Annotated in this window: 15 protein-coding genes; 9 read left to right on the top strand and 6 right to left on the bottom strand. The window is 71.1% G+C overall.

The genetic code is table 11. The features are described 5' to 3' along the window. Nucleotides 1–82 precede the first annotated feature (82 nt). Nucleotides 83–304 (top strand): S1 domain-containing protein, encoded by a 222-nt coding sequence (locus IQ210_RS22865; protein WP_194080949.1) that lies wholly within the window; start codon nt 83–85, stop codon nt 302–304. Here the strand turns inward: IQ210_RS22865 and IQ210_RS22860 are convergent. Continuing rightward, nucleotides 258–1,496 carry a DegT/DnrJ/EryC1/StrS family aminotransferase gene (locus IQ210_RS22860; RefSeq protein ID WP_194080948.1) on the bottom strand — a complete coding sequence of 413 codons (1,239 nt, stop codon included), beginning with the start codon at nt 1,494–1,496 and terminating at the stop codon, nt 258–260. The two genes, IQ210_RS22865 and IQ210_RS22860, sit on opposite strands and share 47 nt — an antisense overlap. 48 nt (nt 1,497–1,544) lie before the next feature. Then, nucleotides 1,545–2,660 carry a GNAT family N-acetyltransferase gene (locus IQ210_RS22855; RefSeq protein ID WP_194080947.1) on the bottom strand — a complete coding sequence of 372 codons (1,116 nt, stop codon included), beginning with the start codon at nt 2,658–2,660 and terminating at the stop codon, nt 1,545–1,547. A gap of 271 nt (nt 2,661–2,931) precedes the next feature. On the opposite strand from IQ210_RS22855, the gene IQ210_RS22850 reads away from it, so the two are divergent. Further along, a complete protein-coding gene (locus tag IQ210_RS22850; protein ID WP_194080946.1) occupies nt 2,932–4,869 on the top strand; it encodes a tetratricopeptide repeat protein in 1,938 nt (645 codons plus the stop codon). Nucleotides 4,870–4,873: 4 nt separating this feature from the next. Further along, nucleotides 4,874–5,341, top strand: a complete 468-nt coding sequence (locus tag IQ210_RS22845) for a MarR family winged helix-turn-helix transcriptional regulator (protein WP_194080945.1) — start codon at nt 4,874–4,876, stop codon at nt 5,339–5,341. Here the strand turns inward: IQ210_RS22845 and IQ210_RS22840 are convergent. After that, a complete protein-coding gene (locus tag IQ210_RS22840) occupies nt 5,316–6,512 on the bottom strand; it encodes an MFS transporter (protein ID WP_194080944.1) in 1,197 nt (398 codons plus the stop codon). The genes IQ210_RS22845 and IQ210_RS22840 overlap by 26 nt on opposite strands. A gap of 80 nt (nt 6,513–6,592) precedes the next feature. Between IQ210_RS22840 and IQ210_RS22835 the strand changes: the two genes are divergently transcribed. The 3 genes from IQ210_RS22835 to IQ210_RS22825 all read left to right on the top strand — a co-directional run bounded on the left by IQ210_RS22835 (nt 6,593) and on the right by IQ210_RS22825 (nt 9,107). Then, the gene (locus IQ210_RS22835) at nt 6,593–7,588 is read left to right on the top strand and encodes an ArsR/SmtB family transcription factor (RefSeq protein ID WP_194080943.1); all 996 of its coding nucleotides are present in this window, start codon (nt 6,593–6,595) and stop codon (nt 7,586–7,588) included. A gap of 57 nt (nt 7,589–7,645) precedes the next feature. Then, nucleotides 7,646–8,152: a glutathione peroxidase gene (locus tag IQ210_RS22830; RefSeq protein WP_194080942.1), complete on the top strand. Its 507-nt coding sequence runs from the start codon at nt 7,646–7,648 to the stop codon at nt 8,150–8,152. Nucleotides 8,153–8,255: 103 nt separating this feature from the next. Then, nucleotides 8,256–9,107: a MerR family transcriptional regulator gene (locus tag IQ210_RS22825; protein ID WP_407699715.1), complete on the top strand. Its 852-nt coding sequence runs from the start codon at nt 8,256–8,258 to the stop codon at nt 9,105–9,107. Between the two features lie 6 nt (nt 9,108–9,113). On the opposite strand, the gene IQ210_RS22820 is transcribed toward IQ210_RS22825, so the two are convergent. Beyond that, entirely contained in the window at nt 9,114–11,006 is a 1,893-nt protein-coding gene (locus tag IQ210_RS22820; protein WP_194080940.1) for an MFS transporter, read from the bottom strand. Between the two features lie 172 nt (nt 11,007–11,178). Beyond that, nucleotides 11,179–14,139: a D-alanyl-D-alanine carboxypeptidase gene (locus IQ210_RS22815; RefSeq protein ID WP_322656522.1), complete on the bottom strand. Its 2,961-nt coding sequence runs from the start codon at nt 14,137–14,139 to the stop codon at nt 11,179–11,181. A gap of 269 nt (nt 14,140–14,408) precedes the next feature. Between IQ210_RS22815 and IQ210_RS22810 the strand changes: the two genes are divergently transcribed. The 3 genes from IQ210_RS22810 (at nt 14,409) to IQ210_RS22800 (ending at nt 16,790) form a co-directional block, all read left to right on the top strand. Continuing rightward, nucleotides 14,409–15,167 carry a GOLPH3/VPS74 family protein gene (locus IQ210_RS22810; RefSeq protein ID WP_194080938.1) on the top strand — a complete coding sequence of 253 codons (759 nt, stop codon included), beginning with the start codon at nt 14,409–14,411 and terminating at the stop codon, nt 15,165–15,167. 332 nt (nt 15,168–15,499) lie between these two features. Continuing rightward, on the top strand, nt 15,500–16,357 hold the full coding sequence (locus IQ210_RS22805; protein ID WP_194080937.1) for a helix-turn-helix domain-containing protein: 858 nt from the start codon (nt 15,500–15,502) through the stop codon (nt 16,355–16,357). Nucleotides 16,358–16,598: 241 nt separating this feature from the next. Then, nucleotides 16,599–16,790: a DUF397 domain-containing protein gene (locus IQ210_RS22800; protein WP_059196003.1), complete on the top strand. Its 192-nt coding sequence runs from the start codon at nt 16,599–16,601 to the stop codon at nt 16,788–16,790. Nucleotides 16,791–16,918: 128 nt separating this feature from the next. Here the strand turns inward: IQ210_RS22800 and IQ210_RS22795 are convergent, their stop codons facing one another. Then, nucleotides 16,919–17,758, bottom strand: a complete 840-nt coding sequence (locus IQ210_RS22795; RefSeq protein WP_194080936.1) for a hypothetical protein — start codon at nt 17,756–17,758, stop codon at nt 16,919–16,921. Nucleotides 17,759–17,770 lie beyond the last annotated feature (12 nt).

Raw genomic sequence — 17,770 nt, 5'->3', positions numbered from 1 at the left:
CCGTGCTGACCTGGACAAGCGCGGAGACCGCCGACGTCACCCATGACAGTGAGTAGTCATACAGACCGGCTAGGGTTCGGCCATGGTGACAGCGACGGTCCGCGACTGGTACGACGAGGAAGGCTGGGGCGTCCTCGACTCCCCCGAGACCCCGGGTGGCTGCTTCGGCCACTACTCCGACATCCAGTCGGACGAGGGCGCCTTCCGTACCCTCACCCCCGGCCAGCGAGTGCAACTCACCTGGGAGGCCCCGGGGTTCAAACAGGACGGGTACGACTATCGCGCGGTGTCGATCGTGCCGTGAGTGCTGGGCCCGGTTCGGCCGGCCGGGTTCGTTCCTTTGTCAGGGCCTTGGTGACTCTGCGGGCCAGCAGCGGGTCCACCGGCAGTACATGGGAGGCGAACCAGCGGGCGGGTTCCGGGTCCGGGGCCGGGTCGACGAACTCCGCGCCCGCGTAGTCGTCGAGCGGCGGGTCGTAGAGATAGCCGGAGACCACGCCGTGCCCGACCAGGCGCTCCACGAGGGCGTCCCGGTCGTCCACGAGGAGCGGCACCCGGAAGAGCGGCAGCGGCCCCTCGCCCCCGGCACGGTCGCGCACCGCCGGGGAGGCCCAGGGGGTGCCCGCGAGCAGCGTGACGCCCGCCCTGCGGTGGGCGAGGTCGGCGTCCAGACGGTTGAGGCGCAGGTTCAACTGGGCCCGCACGAACGCCCCGTGGCGGACCCGGTAGTCGTGCAGGTCGACGCGTATCCAGGGGTCGTACGGCGACAGGCTCGGCGCCTCGTGCGCGGCCAGGGACAGCCGTGGCGCGTGCAGGGGCATCCGGAAGGAGTCGGCGTCGCGCTCGATGAGGCCGAGGCGTCGCATGGCCCGCCAGGTGGGGCGTACGAGGTGCAGGGCCTTGACCGTCGAACGGGCCAGGGGGCGCAGGGTGACCGCCAGGTCGGCGCGGAGCCGGGCCGGGGTGAGGAGGTCGTCGCGCAGGATCTCCAACTCCCGCCTGGTACGGGCGTCCTCGACCGCGAGGAAGCCGCCCGCCATCGCCGCCACGTGCTTGGAGAGGCTGAAGGCGGCGGCCTCGCCGAAGGTGCCGACAGGCTGCCCCGCGACATGCGTGCCGATGGCATGGGCCGCGTCCTCGATCAGCGGGATGCCCAACTGGTCGCAGCGCCTGCGGAGTTCGGTGACGCGGTCGGGGATGCCGTAGAGGTTGGTGGTCAGGACGGCGTCCAGGGAGCGCCAGGTGGACTCCGGTACGGCCGCCGGGTCGATGTTGCCGTCCCAGGGGGAGACCGGCGCGGTCACGGGGCGCAGGCCGGCGGCGAGGACGACGAAGAGGATCACGTCGTCGTTCACCGGGGACATCAGGACCCGGCCGCCGGGGCGGCACCAGCGCCGCAGGGCCAGGTACAGGGCCAGCCGGGCCGAGGGCGTGTAGACGCACTCCCGGCCGAGCCGCCGTGTCATCGTCGCGGCGAGCCGCGATCCGTACGCCATCGTCACCTCGTCTGTAGATCTTCGGATCCGCGGAGGGGTCTTCGTCGGCTACTTCGCCGGCGAGGAGGTGCGCAGGCCGCCGATCGTCTTCAGCAGGCGGTCGGCCGGATCGCGGAGCCAGGGGTGGGCGTTGACCGTGTTGCGCAGGCCGCGGACCGGGCGGCGCCACATGCGGTGGGCGGCGGCCACCGGGTGCGGGCGGACCGCGAACCCCTCGCCGACCCGCAGTTCACGGGTCTTGAGCCAGTCCTTGTACTCCTTGTCACCGCGCCCGAGATCCAGCACCCGCACCCCTTCGCGCCCCGCGGCCTCGGCCATCCGCAGATGCATGAGCAGGCCCGGGGAGTAGTAGCGCAGTTCGGGGTCGTACGCCGTGAACCAGGCGGCGAAGACGGTGCGCGAGGTCGGGCCGAAGTGGGCGGCGACGGGGCGGTCCCCGGCGTAGACGACGGAGAGCACGCCGGTGAAGTGGTCCTCGCGGACGCCGAAGAGGTGCTCGGTGAGGTCGACGATCCAGGGGCGGGCGAACCGGTCCATGCGGCCCGTGCGCCGGTACTGGGCGGACTTCCAGCGCATCAGCTGGCGCAGCACCTCCGGGTCCCGCTCGTCGAAGACGAACCGCACCTCGCCGTGGTCGCGGGCGAGCCGGCGTTCCTTCTTCAGGACCGTCTTGGCCAGGCCCGGGTAGGTGGCGCGCAGCCACTCCGGGTAACTGCCCTCGGCGGCCTTCAGATCGACGACCGGCGAAGCGAACGTCCCCGTGACATGACGGCCGAAAGGCTTCTGCTCGTCGACGAGGTGATCGAACTCGAACACGGACAGCCCGCAGGCCTTCAGCAACTCGCCGGTGTCCCAGGTGACTCCGGAACGGTGGACGAGAGCCTGGCAGTCGGAGAGGCCGAGACCGATGGCCCGCCCCACCCCGAACGCCCCCCGCTCGTACGGGAAGAAGCCGACCGCCTCCGCGCCGTCGTGCAGCACCGCGACCCGGGCCCCGCCCCGGTACCGGCCCACCCCGACCGCGAACTCCGGGGCCAGGAACGGGTTCCCGAAGTCGGGCGACTCGTCCATGATCCGGTGCCAGGCAGCGCGGAGCGTGCCGCTGAGCTCCTCCGGTCTGTGGATCGTGATCTGGTTCCTCATGGAGTTGCTCATGGATCGCATGGGCGATCGCTCCCCCCAGTTCCCCCCATGACGCGCCGGCCGCGTCCCGCCACTTCCTCCGCCATGTGCCCGTCCGCTCCCGTGCCCATTGTGCGGTGGGGCTCAAACGTCGCGAAACAGTACGCACGCTGTCAAGGGTGCCTGTCGTAACGGAACCGTGCGGATTGGGCACTCCCCGTCCGGCTGCGCTCCCCCGCCTGTATTACTGCCTCCATGACGGCATCCTCGTAGGAGCGAGGAGAGTCACGTACGGAGGGAACGGGGGCCGGGGATGGCGGGGGCGTCCGGGGAGCGGGCCATCGCGGTCGGTGAGTCGATCGGGGTGGCGGTCAACGGGGACAACGCGCGGATCGTCGTACTGCCCGCGGATGCCGTGCGCTGGGCGCGGACGGTGGAGGCGCCGCAGGGAGCGGGCTTCCTGCCGGGGTCGGCGTCCGGGGTGTTCGTGGGCCGGGAGGACGAACTCGCCGAGCTGCGGGCGATGTTGACCGATCACGGTACGGCGGCGGTACGGGCGATCCACGGGCTCGGCGGGGTGGGGAAGTCCACGCTGGCGTTGCAGTACGCGGCGCGGTACCGGGACGCGTACACGCTGGTGTGGTGGATCACCGCGGAGACGGCGGAGTCGATCGTCACGGGGCTGGGCGGGCTGGCCATGGCGTTGTGCCCGCAGTGGGCGGGGGCGGCGGGGCCGGACGAGCGGGCCGCGTGGGCGTTGCTGTGGCTCCAGGAGCACGCGGGGTGGCTGCTGGTCTTCGACAACGTCGAGGATCCGGGGGTGTTGCGGCCGTATCTGGGGACGCTGCACCGGGGACACCACCTGGCGACCAGCCGCAAGGCGACGGGCTGGCACGCGGTGGCTCCGTCCATGGCGTTGGGGCTGCTGCCGTTGCCGGAGGCGGTCGACCTACTCAGCCGGTTGGCGTTCCCGGGGCGGGCGCCTACGCGGGAGGAGTGGGCCGCGGCAACGGAGTTGGCGCGGGTGCTGGGGTGTCTGCCGCTGGCTCTGGAACAGGCGGGGGCGTACGTCTACGAGACCGGGACCGGGTTGGAGGAGTACCGGCGGTCGCTGGGGCTCGTGCTGGACGAGGTGAGCGAGGGGATCGACCCGGAACGGACGATCGCGCGGATCTGGGACCAGACGCTGGGGGCGATCTCGGGGCGCGATCCGTTGGCCGTGCGGTTGTTGGAGGCGATGGCGTGGATGGCGCCGGACGACATTCCGCGGGGGTTGTTGGAGCCGCTGGCGCCGGACGCGGTGGCGTTGAACCGGGCGTTGGGGGTGCTGCACTCGTACAACATGGTGGGGTTCAGCGGGCGGTCGTTCGTGGGTGTGCATCGGTTGGTGCAGGCGGTGTTGCGGGGGCGGGCGGTAGGGCGGGCGGATGCCGAACGAGTGCTTCAGGAAGCGGTGTTGTCGCTCGACGAGGACGAGGAATCCACAGCGGACCAGTGGCAGCAGGTCCTGCCCCACATCGATGCCCTTGCCGAGAACTCACCCGAGGGGAGCGTTCCGTCGCGGACGATGGCCGACGCCTACTTGGCCGCCGCTCAGTACCTGTACGAGCAGCAGCGAGACGGCCAGACCGTCACCCTGCGTCGGCTCGTCCTTGCTCAATGCTCAGAGTCGGGCGGTACCCATCTCAACACCCTGACCGCCATGAACAACCTCGCCAGCGCCTACACCGATGCCGGGTGCCCCCAACTGGCCATCCCGCTACTGGAGACCGTCGTCGCCCGACGCGTAGAGACCCAGGGCAGCGCACATCCCGACACCATCACCGCCCGCCAGAACCTCGCCGTCGCCTACAACGAGGCCGGGCACCTGGAGCAAGCCACCTCACTCTTCGAAACAACCCTCACCCAGTACGAACAGACCCTCGGCGACAGCCATCGCCACACCCTCATCTGCCGCCACAACCTCGCCTACGCCTACCGTTTGGGCGGACACCTGGAACGAGCTATCTCCCTCCTGGAGACCACCCTCGCCCAATACGAACAGGCCGTCGGCGACAGCCATCCCCGCACCCTGACCTGCCGTAACAGCCTCGCCGTCGCCTACGCGCAAGCCGGAGACCCGGAACGAGCCGTCCCGCTCCTGGAAACGACCCTCGCCCAGCGAGAACAGGTTCTCGGTCACACACACCCTCACACCGAGGCCACCCGCGAGAACCTCGCAGCAGCGCGGCGAGCCGCCGGGCTAGGCTGACCGAATGCCCAAACCACCCCCCGCCACCACCCTGGGCATAGTCCCCGCCCTAGTCCGCTCCGCGTTCCTCATCAACGCCGTCTACGCCGACTCCAGCCGCGCCTTCCACATCACCCCCCAACAAGGCCAGCTTCTCTGCGTCCTCATGCCCCACCCCCAGGGCATGACCGAGCTCGGCGAAACCCTGGGCCTCGCCAAGTCCAGCCTCACCGGGCTCGTGGACCGGACCGTCCAGCGGGGCTTGGTGCGCCGTGAGCCCGATCCCCGTGACCGGCGTGCCGTCCGCGTAAGTCTCACCGAGCACGGCGCCGAACTCGCCGCGGAGTTCTACGAGGAGACTTGCCGCCGCATCGACGCGCTGCCCGCCGGTCTCACCCCCACCGAGCGCGACCGGCTCGCCGCGCTCCTCTCCCGTGTCGTCCTCGACAACAAGGTGCCGGAAGTGTTCAGCGAGCCAGACCCGGCGCCGTAGCCGCCACGGCGTCCGGCTGCCGTCGGCCCGCCACCGCCAGCGCCAACGTCACCAGCACCGACGCCCCCGCCGTCATCGACATCGCCGCCGCCGGGGACGTCACCTGGGCCAGCGAACCGGCCAGCGCCGCGGCCACGCCCTGCATGGTGAGCATCCCGGCGGAGCGCAGCCCGAGGGCGTGGCCCGCCATGTCGTCCGGGGTGAGGGACATCAGCCGCTCCTGCTGGACCAGGCTCGCGGCGAACCCGACGTTGGAGAGGCACACCGCCATCGCCGCCCACACCACGTCCGGCCGCAGCGCGAACAGCAGATACGGCGTCGCCAGCAGCAGGAGCAGCGGCGTGGCCAGGCGCCCGCGCAGGGCCGGCGGTACGAAGCGGCCCACCAGCACGTCGCCCATGAACATGCCCAGCGCACCCGACGCGAACAGTGCGCCTGCCGCCTCCGGGGCGTAGGAGACGTACAGGGAGTCGCAGCCCACAACCAGGCCGTTGGGGAGCCACAGGCCGAGGTACGTCAGGCGGCGGCCCCGCGAGGACCACAGGAAGGCGTTGTTGCGCCAGGTCGCCCGGACCGAGAGGCGGCCGGAGGCGCGGGGCGGGCGGGCGGTCAGGCCGACGCGGTAGCTCACGGCCTGCGTCAGATACAGCACCGCCGCCAGGAGCAGACAGGTCCGCGGGGACAGGAGCGCCAACAGCGCGCCGCCCAGCGCGAACCCGAGCACCTGCATCAGGCCCGACGCCATGTTGAACACCGAACGGCCCAGTACGAAGCCCGACTTGGGGAGGATCTCGTTCAGCAGGCCCCCGGTCACCCCGCCGCCCAGCGACGCGATCAGGCCCTGGACCAGGACGACGACGAAGACTCCCCAGACCGGGAGTCCGGGCAGCGCCAGCACCGCCGTCAGGGTCGCGAAGGCCAGTCCCGACCAGACCAGCGTCGAGCGCGGACGCAGCCGGTCGGCTCCCGAGAGCAGGAAGGTCGCGCCCAGCACCTGCGCCAGCTGCGGGCCGAACATGCTCAGCGCCGACAGCAGCGGGGAGTCGGTGGCCCGGTAGACCATCGTGGCGAGGGACAGTCCGCCGATCGTCAGGGCCGCGTTGAAGGCGGCGTAGGAGAGGAAGAAGGGGGTGAACTCCGGGGTGCGGAAGAGCTCGCGGTAGCTGCGCATGGAGGGATTCTCGGAGGGGGCGGGCGGCGATCGTTATTGTTTCGCGCGTCGGCGAAAGCCACACGGCAGCAGGGGGGCTCATGGGGTGGTGGCAGCTCGACGCCGACACCCTTGCCCGCAGCCGGTTCGTGGTCTCGCCGTTCGCGGAGACGTTCGCGAGTCTGTGGCTGCTGCGCAGGGGGACCGCCGCACATCCGGGCGAGGAGGCGTGGCTGCGGGCGCATCTGCCCGGCTATCGCGCGTTCCTGGCCGCCGACCCGGTGGCCGAGGCCCTCGTGGACGCCGCGCTCAGGTCCTGGATCGCCGACTTCGTCTGCCCCACCCCGATCGCCGGGGAGACCTTCGAGGAGACCGTGGCCCGGGTGCGGACGGCCGCTTCGGACGCGGCCCGCGCCAACCTCCGCGTCTCCCTCGCCGGACCGCTCCCCGCCCTCCTGGAGCACGACGACCTGCCCGAGCGGGCGACCGCGCTCCTCACCCACGTCTGGGAGGAGACCGTACGGCCGTACTGGGAGCGTCGGCGGCGCGTCCTGGAGGCCGACGTGGTCGCACGGACCGCGCAGGTGAGCCAGGGCGGCTGGGCGGCCGTACTGGACTCGCTGCGGCCCTGGACCCGCTGGCTCGGCGAGAGCCGGTTCCAGGTCAACCTGCACGAATACCCGCCGCGGGAGGTCGCGTCCGGCGCCGAGCTGTCCTTCATCCCGGTGACGACGGGCAACGGCTGGGTGTCGTGGGAGGGGCGGGAGCGGTACGCCGTCGTCTACCCGTGTCTCGGGGTGCTCGCCGAGGACCACCGGCGGCGGCCCGTCCCGGGCGGGCTCGGGGCGCTCGTCGGGGCCGCGCGGGCCGGGCTGCTGGTGCTGCTCGAAACGCCGATGAGCACGACCCAGCTGGTCGCGGTGACCGGCCACGCCCTCGGCTCCGTCGGCCGCCATCTGCGCGTGCTGCTGGACGCCGGGCTGGTGGAGCGGCGGCGGGCGGGGCGGTCGGTGCTGTACGAGCGGACGGCGGCCGGGACGGTGCTCGTCGAGGCGTCCCGGAGCGAGGAGGCCCGTGCCAAAGAGACCCCGCATTGAGTCGTCCGCACCGAGGCCGCACGTCGGCCCGACACTTACCGGAGTTAGCATCCGCTTATGACCACTGCTGACAGCAACTCCCCCCTCTCCGTCGAGATCGGCACCCTCCAGGGCGGCGCCGCCGACCTCTCCCAGTACGCCGGCCAGGCCGTGCTGATCGTGAACGTGGCCTCCAAGTGCGGGCTGACCCCGCAGTACACGGGCCTGGAGAACCTCCAGAAGAGCTACGCCGACCAGGGCTTCACCGTCCTCGGCGTGCCCTGCAACCAGTTCATGGGCCAGGAGCCCGGCAGCGCCGAGGAGATCGCGGAGTTCTGCTCGGCGACGTACGGCGTGACCTTCCCGATGACCGAGAAGGTCGAGGTGAACGGCGAGGGCCGGCACGCGCTCTACGAGCGGCTGGTCGACTTCGCCGACGGCGACGGGCACACCGGCGACATCCGCTGGAACTTCGAGAAGTTCCTCATCGGCCGGGACGGCACCGTCGTCGCCCGCTTCTCCCCGCAGACCGAGCCGGAGGCGGCGGAGCTCGTGGCCGCCGTGGAGGCCCAGCTGGCCCGTTGACCTTGCCCCCGGGGGCCCGTTGACCTTGCCCCTGGGGCAGGGAAGAGCCTCCTCGTCACCGGGCGGAAAGACCCGTCCGGTGACGGAGGACGAGGATGGTCCGGTGACCGACGACGACCTGCTCACCATCGGCGCGTTCGCCGCGCGGGCCCGCCTCTCGGCCAAGGCTCTGCGGCTGTACGACCGGCTCGGACTGCTGACCCCGGCGCATGTCGACGAGGCCAGCGGCTACCGCTACTACCGGGCCGGCCAGGTGGAACGCGCCCGGCTGGTGGCGATGCTGCGGCAGCTCGACATGCCCCTGGCGCGGATCGCCGAGGTGGTCGAGGCGGGCGGGGCCGCGGGCGCGGACGTGCTGGCCGCCTACTGGGCCGAGGTCGAGACCCGGCTGGCCGGGCAGCGGACGCTCGCCGAGTACCTCCGTGGACGACTGTCGGGGAGGAGCTCCGAGATGTACGGGAAGTTCGTGGTGGAGACGGTGGAGCTGCCGGAGCAGGTGGTGATCACCGAGACGCGGCACGTGCTGGCCGACGAGCTGCCGGCCTGGATCGGCGCCTCGCTGGGCCGCCTGGAGGAGGGCGCGCGGGAGTGCGGGGGCCTGACCGCGGCCCCGTTCGTGCGCTACCACTCCGAGGTGTCCATGGAGAGCGACGGGCCCGCCGAGTCCTGCGTGCCGGTCGCCGACGAGGCTGCCGCGCGGGCGTGGGCGGCGGCGCAGGGCCGGGTGCGGGGGACGGAGGTCCGGGTAGAGCCGGCGCAGCGGTTCGCGTACACCCGGGTCACCAAGGCGCAGGTGGCCCATCCCCAGCTGATGGCCGCCTTCGAGGCGGTGGAGGAGTGGATCGCCGGGCAGGGCCTGGAACAGGCGGGGCCCTGCCGGGAGATCTACTTCGCGGACTGGGACGCGGCGGGGCCCGAGGACCCCGTCTGCGACGTCGCCTTCCCCATCAGGTAGGCGGCCCTACTTCAGCTCGTCGGGGCACGGCGTGCCCCGCGGCAGCTGATAGGGCGCCGCCAGCCGGTACGTCCCCGCCTTCGGCGCGATCAGCTCCGTCCACTTGTCGCCCTGGGCGTCCTCCTCCGTCTCCATCAGGCAGCCGTTGACGTTGTCGTACGTCTTCGGCTCCCCGTCGGCCCGGTCCTTGGAGGCGTCCGTCTCCTGCGGCGGCTTGAGGCTCTTGCCGTCGGCGTCGACGATGCTCAGCCACGGCGAGTACGGGATGCGGATGAGGATGCGGCCGGCCTTCCTCACCTGGAGGGTCATCTCGCCCTGCTCGGCGCGGTCCACGACCGCGTTGGGCTCGGCGAGCGGGGTCGGGTCGGTCACCTGGAACAGCTGCCAGTTGGCGTCGCCCCAGACCTGCTTCAGATACGGCATCCCCCGCTGGACGAGGTCCCGCTCCCGCTTCGCCCCGTCGCCGTCCGGCTCGTCCTTGGAGACGACCACGAAGTGCACGGCCCAGCGCTTGACCCACTCGTGGTAGTTCGCGGAGTTGAGCGTGTCGTCGTAGAAGAGCGGGTTGCGCTCCATGTCGGCCTGGCGGTTCCAGCCGCGGGCGAGGTTGACGTACGGGGCGAGCGCGGACGCCTCCCGGTGGGAGCGGGCCGGCACGACCTCGACGCGGCCCTTCTCGGCGCCGACCTCCTGGAGCTCGTTGACGAGCGGGGCGAGCTCGCGGGCCCAGGAGGCGGCCGGGGTGGTGTTGAGGACGTCGTCGACCGACTTGAAGCCGATCCAGCCGCCGAACCCGGCGATGGCCACCACGATCGCGTACCACTTGCGGCTGCGCGGCACCGTGAACGGCAGCGCCGCCACCAGCACCGTCCCGGCGAACAGCATCGGCAGCCGGGAGATGTTCGACCCGATCTGCGAGCTGATCAGCCAGACCAGGACGACGGCGAGCGCGTACACCGCGGCCGTCAGCCGGACCGTCCGCCACCCCTTGGGGACGAGGACGAAGACGAGCGCGCCGTAGAGGAACGGCAGGATCACCGAGCCGAAGATCATCGGCTGGGTGCCGGAGAACGGGAACAGCCACGCCGACACCGCGACCACCACGGTCGGCGCGATGCCCAGCGCCCAGGCGCCGGGCCGCCGCTTCTGCAGGAACAGCGCGACCGCGACCAGCCCCACGAACAGGCCCGCGACCGGCGAGGCCATCGTGGCGAGCGCGGCCAGCGGCGCGGCGCACAGCGCCTTCGCCCACCGCTTGTAGCGCCAGCGGTACGGCCAGCAGAACACGACCGCGACCGCGCCGAGCGCGAACATCGTGCCGAGACCGAAGGTCACGCGCCCCGAGACGGCATTGCAGAAGAAGGCGATCACACCCGCGAGCGAGGCCCACAGCGGGTTCTTCACGGACCGGCTGCGCAGCAGGATCAGCGTGAGCAGCCCGGCCGAGACGGTGCCGGCGATCATCATCGTCGTACGGACACCGAGGACCGACATCAGATACGGCGAGACGACGCTGTACGACACCGGGTGCATGCCGCCGTACCAGGCGAGGTTGTACGCCGAGTCCGGGTGCCGGCCGACGAACTCCGCCCAGGCGTCCTGGGCGGCGAGGTCACCGCCGCTGTTGGCGAACAGGAAGAACCACATGATGTGGAGCCCGCCGGACAGCGCGGTGAAGGAGAGCACGGGGTGCCGCAGGATCCGCTCGCGCAGAGCGAGGAAGGCGGTGAGGAAACGGGAGGGCACCGGGGACGGCTCAGGGGTGACCGGGTCGTCGGTACGACTGCTGTCGGCTGACCTTCCGGCACTCTCTGTGCGCGGTGCGGGCACACGTATTCGCGGGCTCGTCCCCGAGTCCGGATCGGCGTCGTCTGCGCGTGTCGGCTCCGCAGTGGCCACCTGAAGGCAACTCCCCGTGTCCCGTCTTCTTTTCTCGGCCGTGTGATGTTCCGGCCTCGTTCACGGTCGCGTTGTGGGCGACCGGCGACCTGCCCCGATTCGTGACGCTAGCACGCAGCCCGCCGCCGGGCCCCCGGGCGGGGGCGTCGGCGGCGGGGATGCGTACGGGAACTCAGCTGACGCGGGTCAGCTTGTCCGTGAAGCCCGGTTCGACGAGGTCCTCCTGGAGCGCGACCGGGACCGAGACGGCACCGGCCGAGGCGTCACCGACCGTGAGCGTGCCGACCTTGGTGCCGGCCTTCGCGGTGTGCGGTACGTCGTCGGCGGCGAACGTCAGCTTCACGGTGAGGCCGGACCAGCCGACGGCGGTGACGTCCTTGGTGGCGACGACGGCCGTGTGCCCGCCGAGCCCGTCGTCCACGTACCCCACGACATCGCCCTTCTTGATGATCGTCGCGGACTTCAGGGCGCCCTGGGCGGCCCGGATCAGCTGGTCGCCCGCGGTGAGGGCGGCGCTGAGGATGGTGTTGTCCACGCCGCCGGCGGGCTGGCGCAGCACCGCGCCGACGATGGTGCGGGTCTCGCCGTTCACCTCCTTCTTCGCGGCGAACACGAGGTTGCCGAGGGCGGAGGTGGTGGTGCCGGTCTTGATGCCGACGACGTCGTTCTTGCCGACGAGCTGGTTCCAGTTGGGGTGGTTGGTGCCCTTGTAGTCGTCGTACGACATCATCGCGGCGACCTCGCGGAAGGCCGGGTACTCCATGGCCTTCTTGGCGAGCTTCACCTGGTCCACGGCGGTGGAGACGGTGGTGTTGTTGAGCCCGGACGGGTCGGTGTACGTCGTGTTCGTCATCCCGAGGTCGTCGGCGGCGTCGTTCATCTTCTCGACGAAGGCCTTCTCGGAACCGGCGTCCCAGCGGGCCAGGAGACGGGCGACGTTGTTCGCGGACGCGATCAGGATGCTCTCCAGGGCCTCGCGCTGGGAGATGCTGTCGCCGGCGGTGACGTCGACGGTGGACTCCTGACCGGCGTCGGCCTGGTCCTGCGCGGTCTGGTCGATCTTGATGTTCGGACCCTTGGCACCGCTCTTCAGCGGGTGGTCGCGGAGGATGAGATACGCGGTCATGACCTTGGCGACACTGGCGATCGGTACGGGCTTCTGCTCGCCGGAGGAGCCGAAGGAACCGATGCCCTGGACGTCGAGGGCGGCCTGGCCGTCGGAGGGCCAGGGGATGTCGACCTTGCCGCCGTCGAAGGAGTAGCTGTCCTCGGCGGTGAGCTGGAGGGTGGGGGTGGGCAGCGGGCGTACGGACTGTACGACCGCAAAGACGATCGCGAGGAGGAGGACGAGGGGCGTCCAGATCTTCACGCGCCGGACGGTGGTGCGGAGGGGGGTCTCCGGGGGCGGCGGCGTGTTCGTCAGCTCGGCCAGGAGGTCCAGCGGGGGCTTCGGCGGAAGCGGCTGCTGGGTGGTGCGCTCGGGGCCGATCTGGGGGACGGGGGTGGTGACGTCGGGCTTGAGCGCGACGAACTTGCTGGTGCGCTCCGCGGCGGGCGGGAGCTTGAGCATGGTGGTGGGCTGATCCACAGGACGCTCGGCCTCGGCTTCGCCGCCGGCCCCGGTCTTCTTCCCACCCGCACCACGCGTGCGGCTGTCGTCGCCGGGTGCGGGTGCCCCGGGGGCCTTCTCCCCCTCGGCGGCTCGAGGTGCGCCCGCCGCGGCACGGGGGTCGACCTTCGGGACCGCCCCACCGGGCTTGTCGCCGGGCGCGACGGCCTTGAGGAGCCTGGTGGAAGCGTCGGTGGGTCGGGGGGCCTCGGCGGCGTCGGCGGGTCCGGTACCACCGCGCACGTCACGCGGCTCGTCGACAGGCTCAGCAGACGCGGTGGCAGCCTGCGCGTCCCGCGGCTCATCGGCCGGCTCCGCGGCAGCGTGCGCGCCATGCGGCTCATCGGCAGGCTCAGCGGCGGCGTGCGCGTCACGCGGCTCATCGGCAGGCTCCGCGGCAGCGTGCGCGTCACGCGGCTCATCGGCAGGCTCCGCGGCGGCGTGCGCGTCACGCGGCCCATCGGCCGACCCAACAGACGCGGTGGCAGCCTGCGCGTCATGCCGGTCGTCAGTGGGCTCCGTCGTGCCGTCCGCGGCGCGGGGTGCGTCGGTCGGGGTCGAGGGGTCTTCGGGCTGCGTGCGCTCCTCGGGGGCCGTGGACGCGGCCGTCTCGGGCTCGTCGACGTCTCGCTCGGCGGCCTTCGACCCGGCGTCCCCGTCCGTGCCTGACTTCGCGGACCCGTCCGCCGGCTTCCCGGTATCGGCAGCCCCGGGGGCCTCAGCGTCCGTCTCAGGCTCGCCGGGGGCCTTCGGGGCCTCCTGGGGCCCCTTCGCCGTCTCGGCGCCGCCGTCGGCCTCCGCAGCCGCGTTCTCGACGTCAGCGTCGGACTCGTCGCCGGGCTCCGTCCCGTCGTCGGCATCAGTATCAGCCTCGGCCCCGGACTCAGACCCGGACCCGGACTCGGACTCGTCCGGCGTACCGTCGCCCGAGCGGACCCACGCCGCCACCGCGGCCCGCAGCCGCGCGTCGCCGCCCGTGTCCTCGGACGCAGCGCCCTCCCGCCCCTCGGCCTGAGAGCCCTCAGCCTCAGGTGCCTCCGCGTCCTGCGCACCGGCGTCCTGAGCCTCGGCGTCCTCCGCGTCCGTCCCAGGCCGCTCCTGACCGTCCTCCGCATCCGACGCCCCGGCGTCCCCGGACCTCGAGCCACCCGAACCCTCGGCGCCCGCCGAGCCGGCGGCAACTCCGGAGCGCCCAGCGTCCCCGGAACCCGCGGACCCCTCTGCCCTCGCGGAACCTCCGGAAACCCCAGCACCCCTGGCGTCGCCCGAGTCCCCGGCCGCCCCGGTCTCCGCCCGTGCCGCGGACTCCCTGGCCTTCGCCACGTCCCGTACCGAGAACACGCGCGTCGCCGTGTCCACGCCGCCGCCGCCGGACTCCGCGCCCGGGCCGTCGGTGTCCCGTGCCACCGCGAGCCGTGGATCGCGTGTCTCGGTCCTGGCCTCGGGAACCGGACCCGCGCTCCCCGGCGTCGGTTCTGCCGACGACTCGCGCTGCTTCGACCTGTCGGGGAACTCGCCCGCCACCGATGCCTCCTCAACCATGAACCGTGAACACGTGATCCTGTGGACCGTCGACCGTGGACCCTGGACCGTGAATTTGTATCCGACCGCCTGCCCCGGTCACCGGTCCACCGCACTGTCCGAACCGTGTACCAGTGTCCTGTGTGAGGGCTTGGCTCCTGCGGTAGACGAGAACGACATACCTACTGGTTCCACTACAAACAGGTCACGCACCCTCGACAGACCAATGTGAGAGGGGTCACCCTGTCATTCATCCACGCGGGGAGGCATGGATGGGCAGGAGCCGCAGAACACTTCCGGAGGAGCTTCTGCTGCTGGCGTTGGACCCGACCACGGGTACCACCGCACAGCCGCAGTCGCTCGACCTCGGTCTGGCCGGAGCACAGCTAGTGGAGCTGGCGCTGGCCGGACGGATAGCCCCAGACGGGGATCGTATCGCCGTGGTAGTACCACGGCCGACTGGAGATCCGACGCTGGACTGCGCGTTGGAGTTGCTGCGAAGGCGTGGCGCTCCCGTGCGGGCAGTGAACTGGATTGGCGGGCCTCGCCTGGGGCTGCGCCAGACCTACCTCTCGCATCTCGAGCGGTGCGGCATGGTGCATGCCGTCGCCGGTCAGATGTGCGGGGTGTTGCCGACGACTCGCTATCAGGCGACGGACAACGCCATCAGCCGGGAGATCAGGGCCCGGCTGGACTCGGCGATCCGCACCGGCGTACCGCCGGACCCGCGGACCGCGGCGCTGGCCGCCCTGGCACACGCGGTCGGCCTCGGCAAGCATCTGTACCCGGGCAACGAGGGCAGGTCCTCGCGGTCCCGGCTGCGGGACCTGATCAGGCACGACCCCATGGGCGGTCTCGTCGCGCACGCCGTGATGGACGTCCAGAACGGTGTGGCGGCCCAGCCACGCCGTAGCCCCGCTCCGGCGACCGGCCGTCCGGCCGCACCCGGTGGCAGGGCGGCAGCGGAACCCGCTCGCGGTGTTCCGGTGCAACCGCGCCGCGGTTCCATGGCGCGTGTCGTGGCCCACTGAGCCGCAGTTCCCACGACACCACCGCAGGAACCGAGCCGCACCCAACGCACTGCCGGCGCAGCACCGTACCCGGAATCGGGAGCCGCTGGTCCGCGCGGGGCGGCGGGACCGTGTGTCCGGACGACACCACGGTCCCGCCGTCCCGCGCGCTTTTTTCGTGTCCACACCCTCACAACGGCACGCGGCTCACCGCCGTTCACCGCGAACCGGCGCCTGTGCAGCGCATATCCACGGTTTCCCAGCGGTAGAAAGCACCTTGGTGGCAGTCTGCTCAACAGCAGATACGCAAAGTGGCAATTTTCGAAGGCACGCAGCCGGAGGTGCACGTTCTCGTGGCGTCCAATGTCAATCCCACCGTCAGGCGGCGCCGGCTGGGCCAGGAGCTGCGCCGGCTCCGCGAGCTCAAGGGCATGACCGCCGAAGAGGTCGCCGAACGGCTGCTGGTGTCGCAGTCGAAGATCAGCCGTCTGGAGAACGGGCGGCGCAGCATCAGCCAGCGTGACGTCCGCGACCTGTGCGGGGTGTACGAGGTCGAGGACCACCGGATCGTCGACTCGCTCATGCAAATGGCCAAGGACAGCCGCCAGCAGGGCTGGTGGCACTCCTTCGGCGACATCCCCTACTCCGTCTACATCGGGCTGGAGACGGACGCGGCGAGCCTTCGCGTGTACGACCCCCAGGTCGTCCCCGGTCTCCTCCAGACCCGTACCTACGCCGAGTCCCTCATCTCCGGTGCGCTTCCCGAGGCGACGCCGACCGACATCGACAAGCGTGTCCAGGTGCGCGTGCGCCGACAGGAACGTATCTCTGCCGCCGACAACCCGCTGCGCCTGTGGGCCGTCCTCGACGAGGCGACCCTGCGCCGCGAGGTCGGGAACAAGCAGGTGATGATCGAGCAGCTGGAGCATCTGATCGAGATGTCCCAGCTGCCGCATGTCACCGTGCAGTTGATCCCGTTCACGATGGGCGCGCACCCGGGAGTCAGCGGTCAGTACGCGATCCTGGAGTTCCCGGACGCGGCCGACTCCAGCGTGGTCTACATCGAGGGCGTCACCAGCGACCTGTACCTGGAGAAGGCGCAGGACGTGCAGAAGTACAGCGTGATGTACGAGCATTTGCGGGCACAGGCCCTCAACGCGGACCAAAGCCGCGACTTCATCTCGAAGGTGGCCAAGGAGTACGCCCGCTGACCGCGCAACGGCCCACTCTGTAAGACGGGCGCCGAAAGGTACACCTAAGTCCGGTCAAGATGGAAGACCCCACTGGAATATGCCACCCGGGCGGGTGAATACCTTCCCCGCACTCCGATGTTGGCGAGTAGCGTCGATCACGCCATCGAGGCAACAACGTTGGCGCAAACCGTGTCGTGCAGACGGAGACAAACGCACACCGCGGTGACAGCAACTCAGCAACTGGCTAATCGGAGCGAACATGGCAATCAAGCAGGGCGTCACGGACGAGTGGGTCAAGTCCTCCTACTCCCAGGGCAATGGCGCGTGCGTCGAGATCAAGTCCCCGGTCCTCGCGGCGATGGCCGTCCGGGACTCGAAGGTCACGGACGGCCCCACCCTGGCCTTCCCCGCGGACGCGTGGACCGCCTTCGTCGGCTCGGTCAAGGCGTAAGCAGGTCGAGCGATCGAGTGATCGGTTCCAACACAACTTCACAAGCACCGTCCAAGAGCCCTCTCGTCCAGCTCGCCGTCCTTGCCGAGGGGGCTCGGCTTGTGCCCGGGCACGGACCCGAGGAAGGGTCAGCGCAGTAGGTCCACGTACCTGTCCGTCCCCGGCACCGTCGGTACGAACGGCGCGACCAGCTCCACCCGCCCCAGACCCGCCTCCGCCACCGGCCCGTCCAAGCCCGTGAAGTACGCCTCCCAGCAGTCCCGCGGATCGGCCTCCAGGAACCACAGCAGGGTCAGCCGGGTGTCGACGCCCTCGACCTGCTTCACGTACGTCATCCGGTCGCCGGGCAGGGGCGTGGGGCGGAACACGGTCACCATCGCGGCCGGTGAGCCCGCGACCCGCTTCGGCAGATGACGGGAGCGCAGCCACTCCAGCAACTCCGCCCGCTGCTCGGTCGATTCGGCGTCGATCACCTCGACCACGAGCCCCGCGTAGGGGTGGTCGAGGGCGTGGTAGTCGCGCGGGCCGGCCGCCCCGTCCCGGTACACGGTCGCCTCGTGATCCTGGAACGCGGTGAAGACATGGGTCCGGTCCTGGTAGACCCGCCCGTCCCGGTTCAGGCGCTTGTTGATGCCGACGGTCCACTTCATGTGGTCGGCGTAGCGGCCGTCGGTGATCCAGTACGTCGAGATGTAGCACCCGGCGGTGACCGGCTGGGCGACCGCCGACTTCTCGGGATAGCGCAGGAGTTGGAGATCGCGGGTGGCGACCCAGCGCCGCCCGGCGTACATCCAGGGCATCGCCATCGCGCCGGCGTAGTAGTGGTCGTCCTCGTACCAGCGATTGTAGGCGTACTCGTGACCCGGGTGCGGTTCGACCATGGTGATCAGGGCGTGGCCCGGACGGACTCCGTACGGCCCTACGGCGGCCAGCTCGGCGTACGTCTCGCTGCGGGTGTCGTCGCTCATGCGGTTCCCCTT

The sequence above is a fragment of the Streptomyces justiciae genome, assembly GCF_015163075.1.
Classification (GTDB): Bacteria; Actinomycetota; Actinomycetes; order Streptomycetales; family Streptomycetaceae; genus Streptomyces; species Streptomyces justiciae.
The sequence above is the reverse complement of the archived record's forward strand: the minus strand, read 5'-3'. Positions and strand labels throughout refer to the sequence as shown.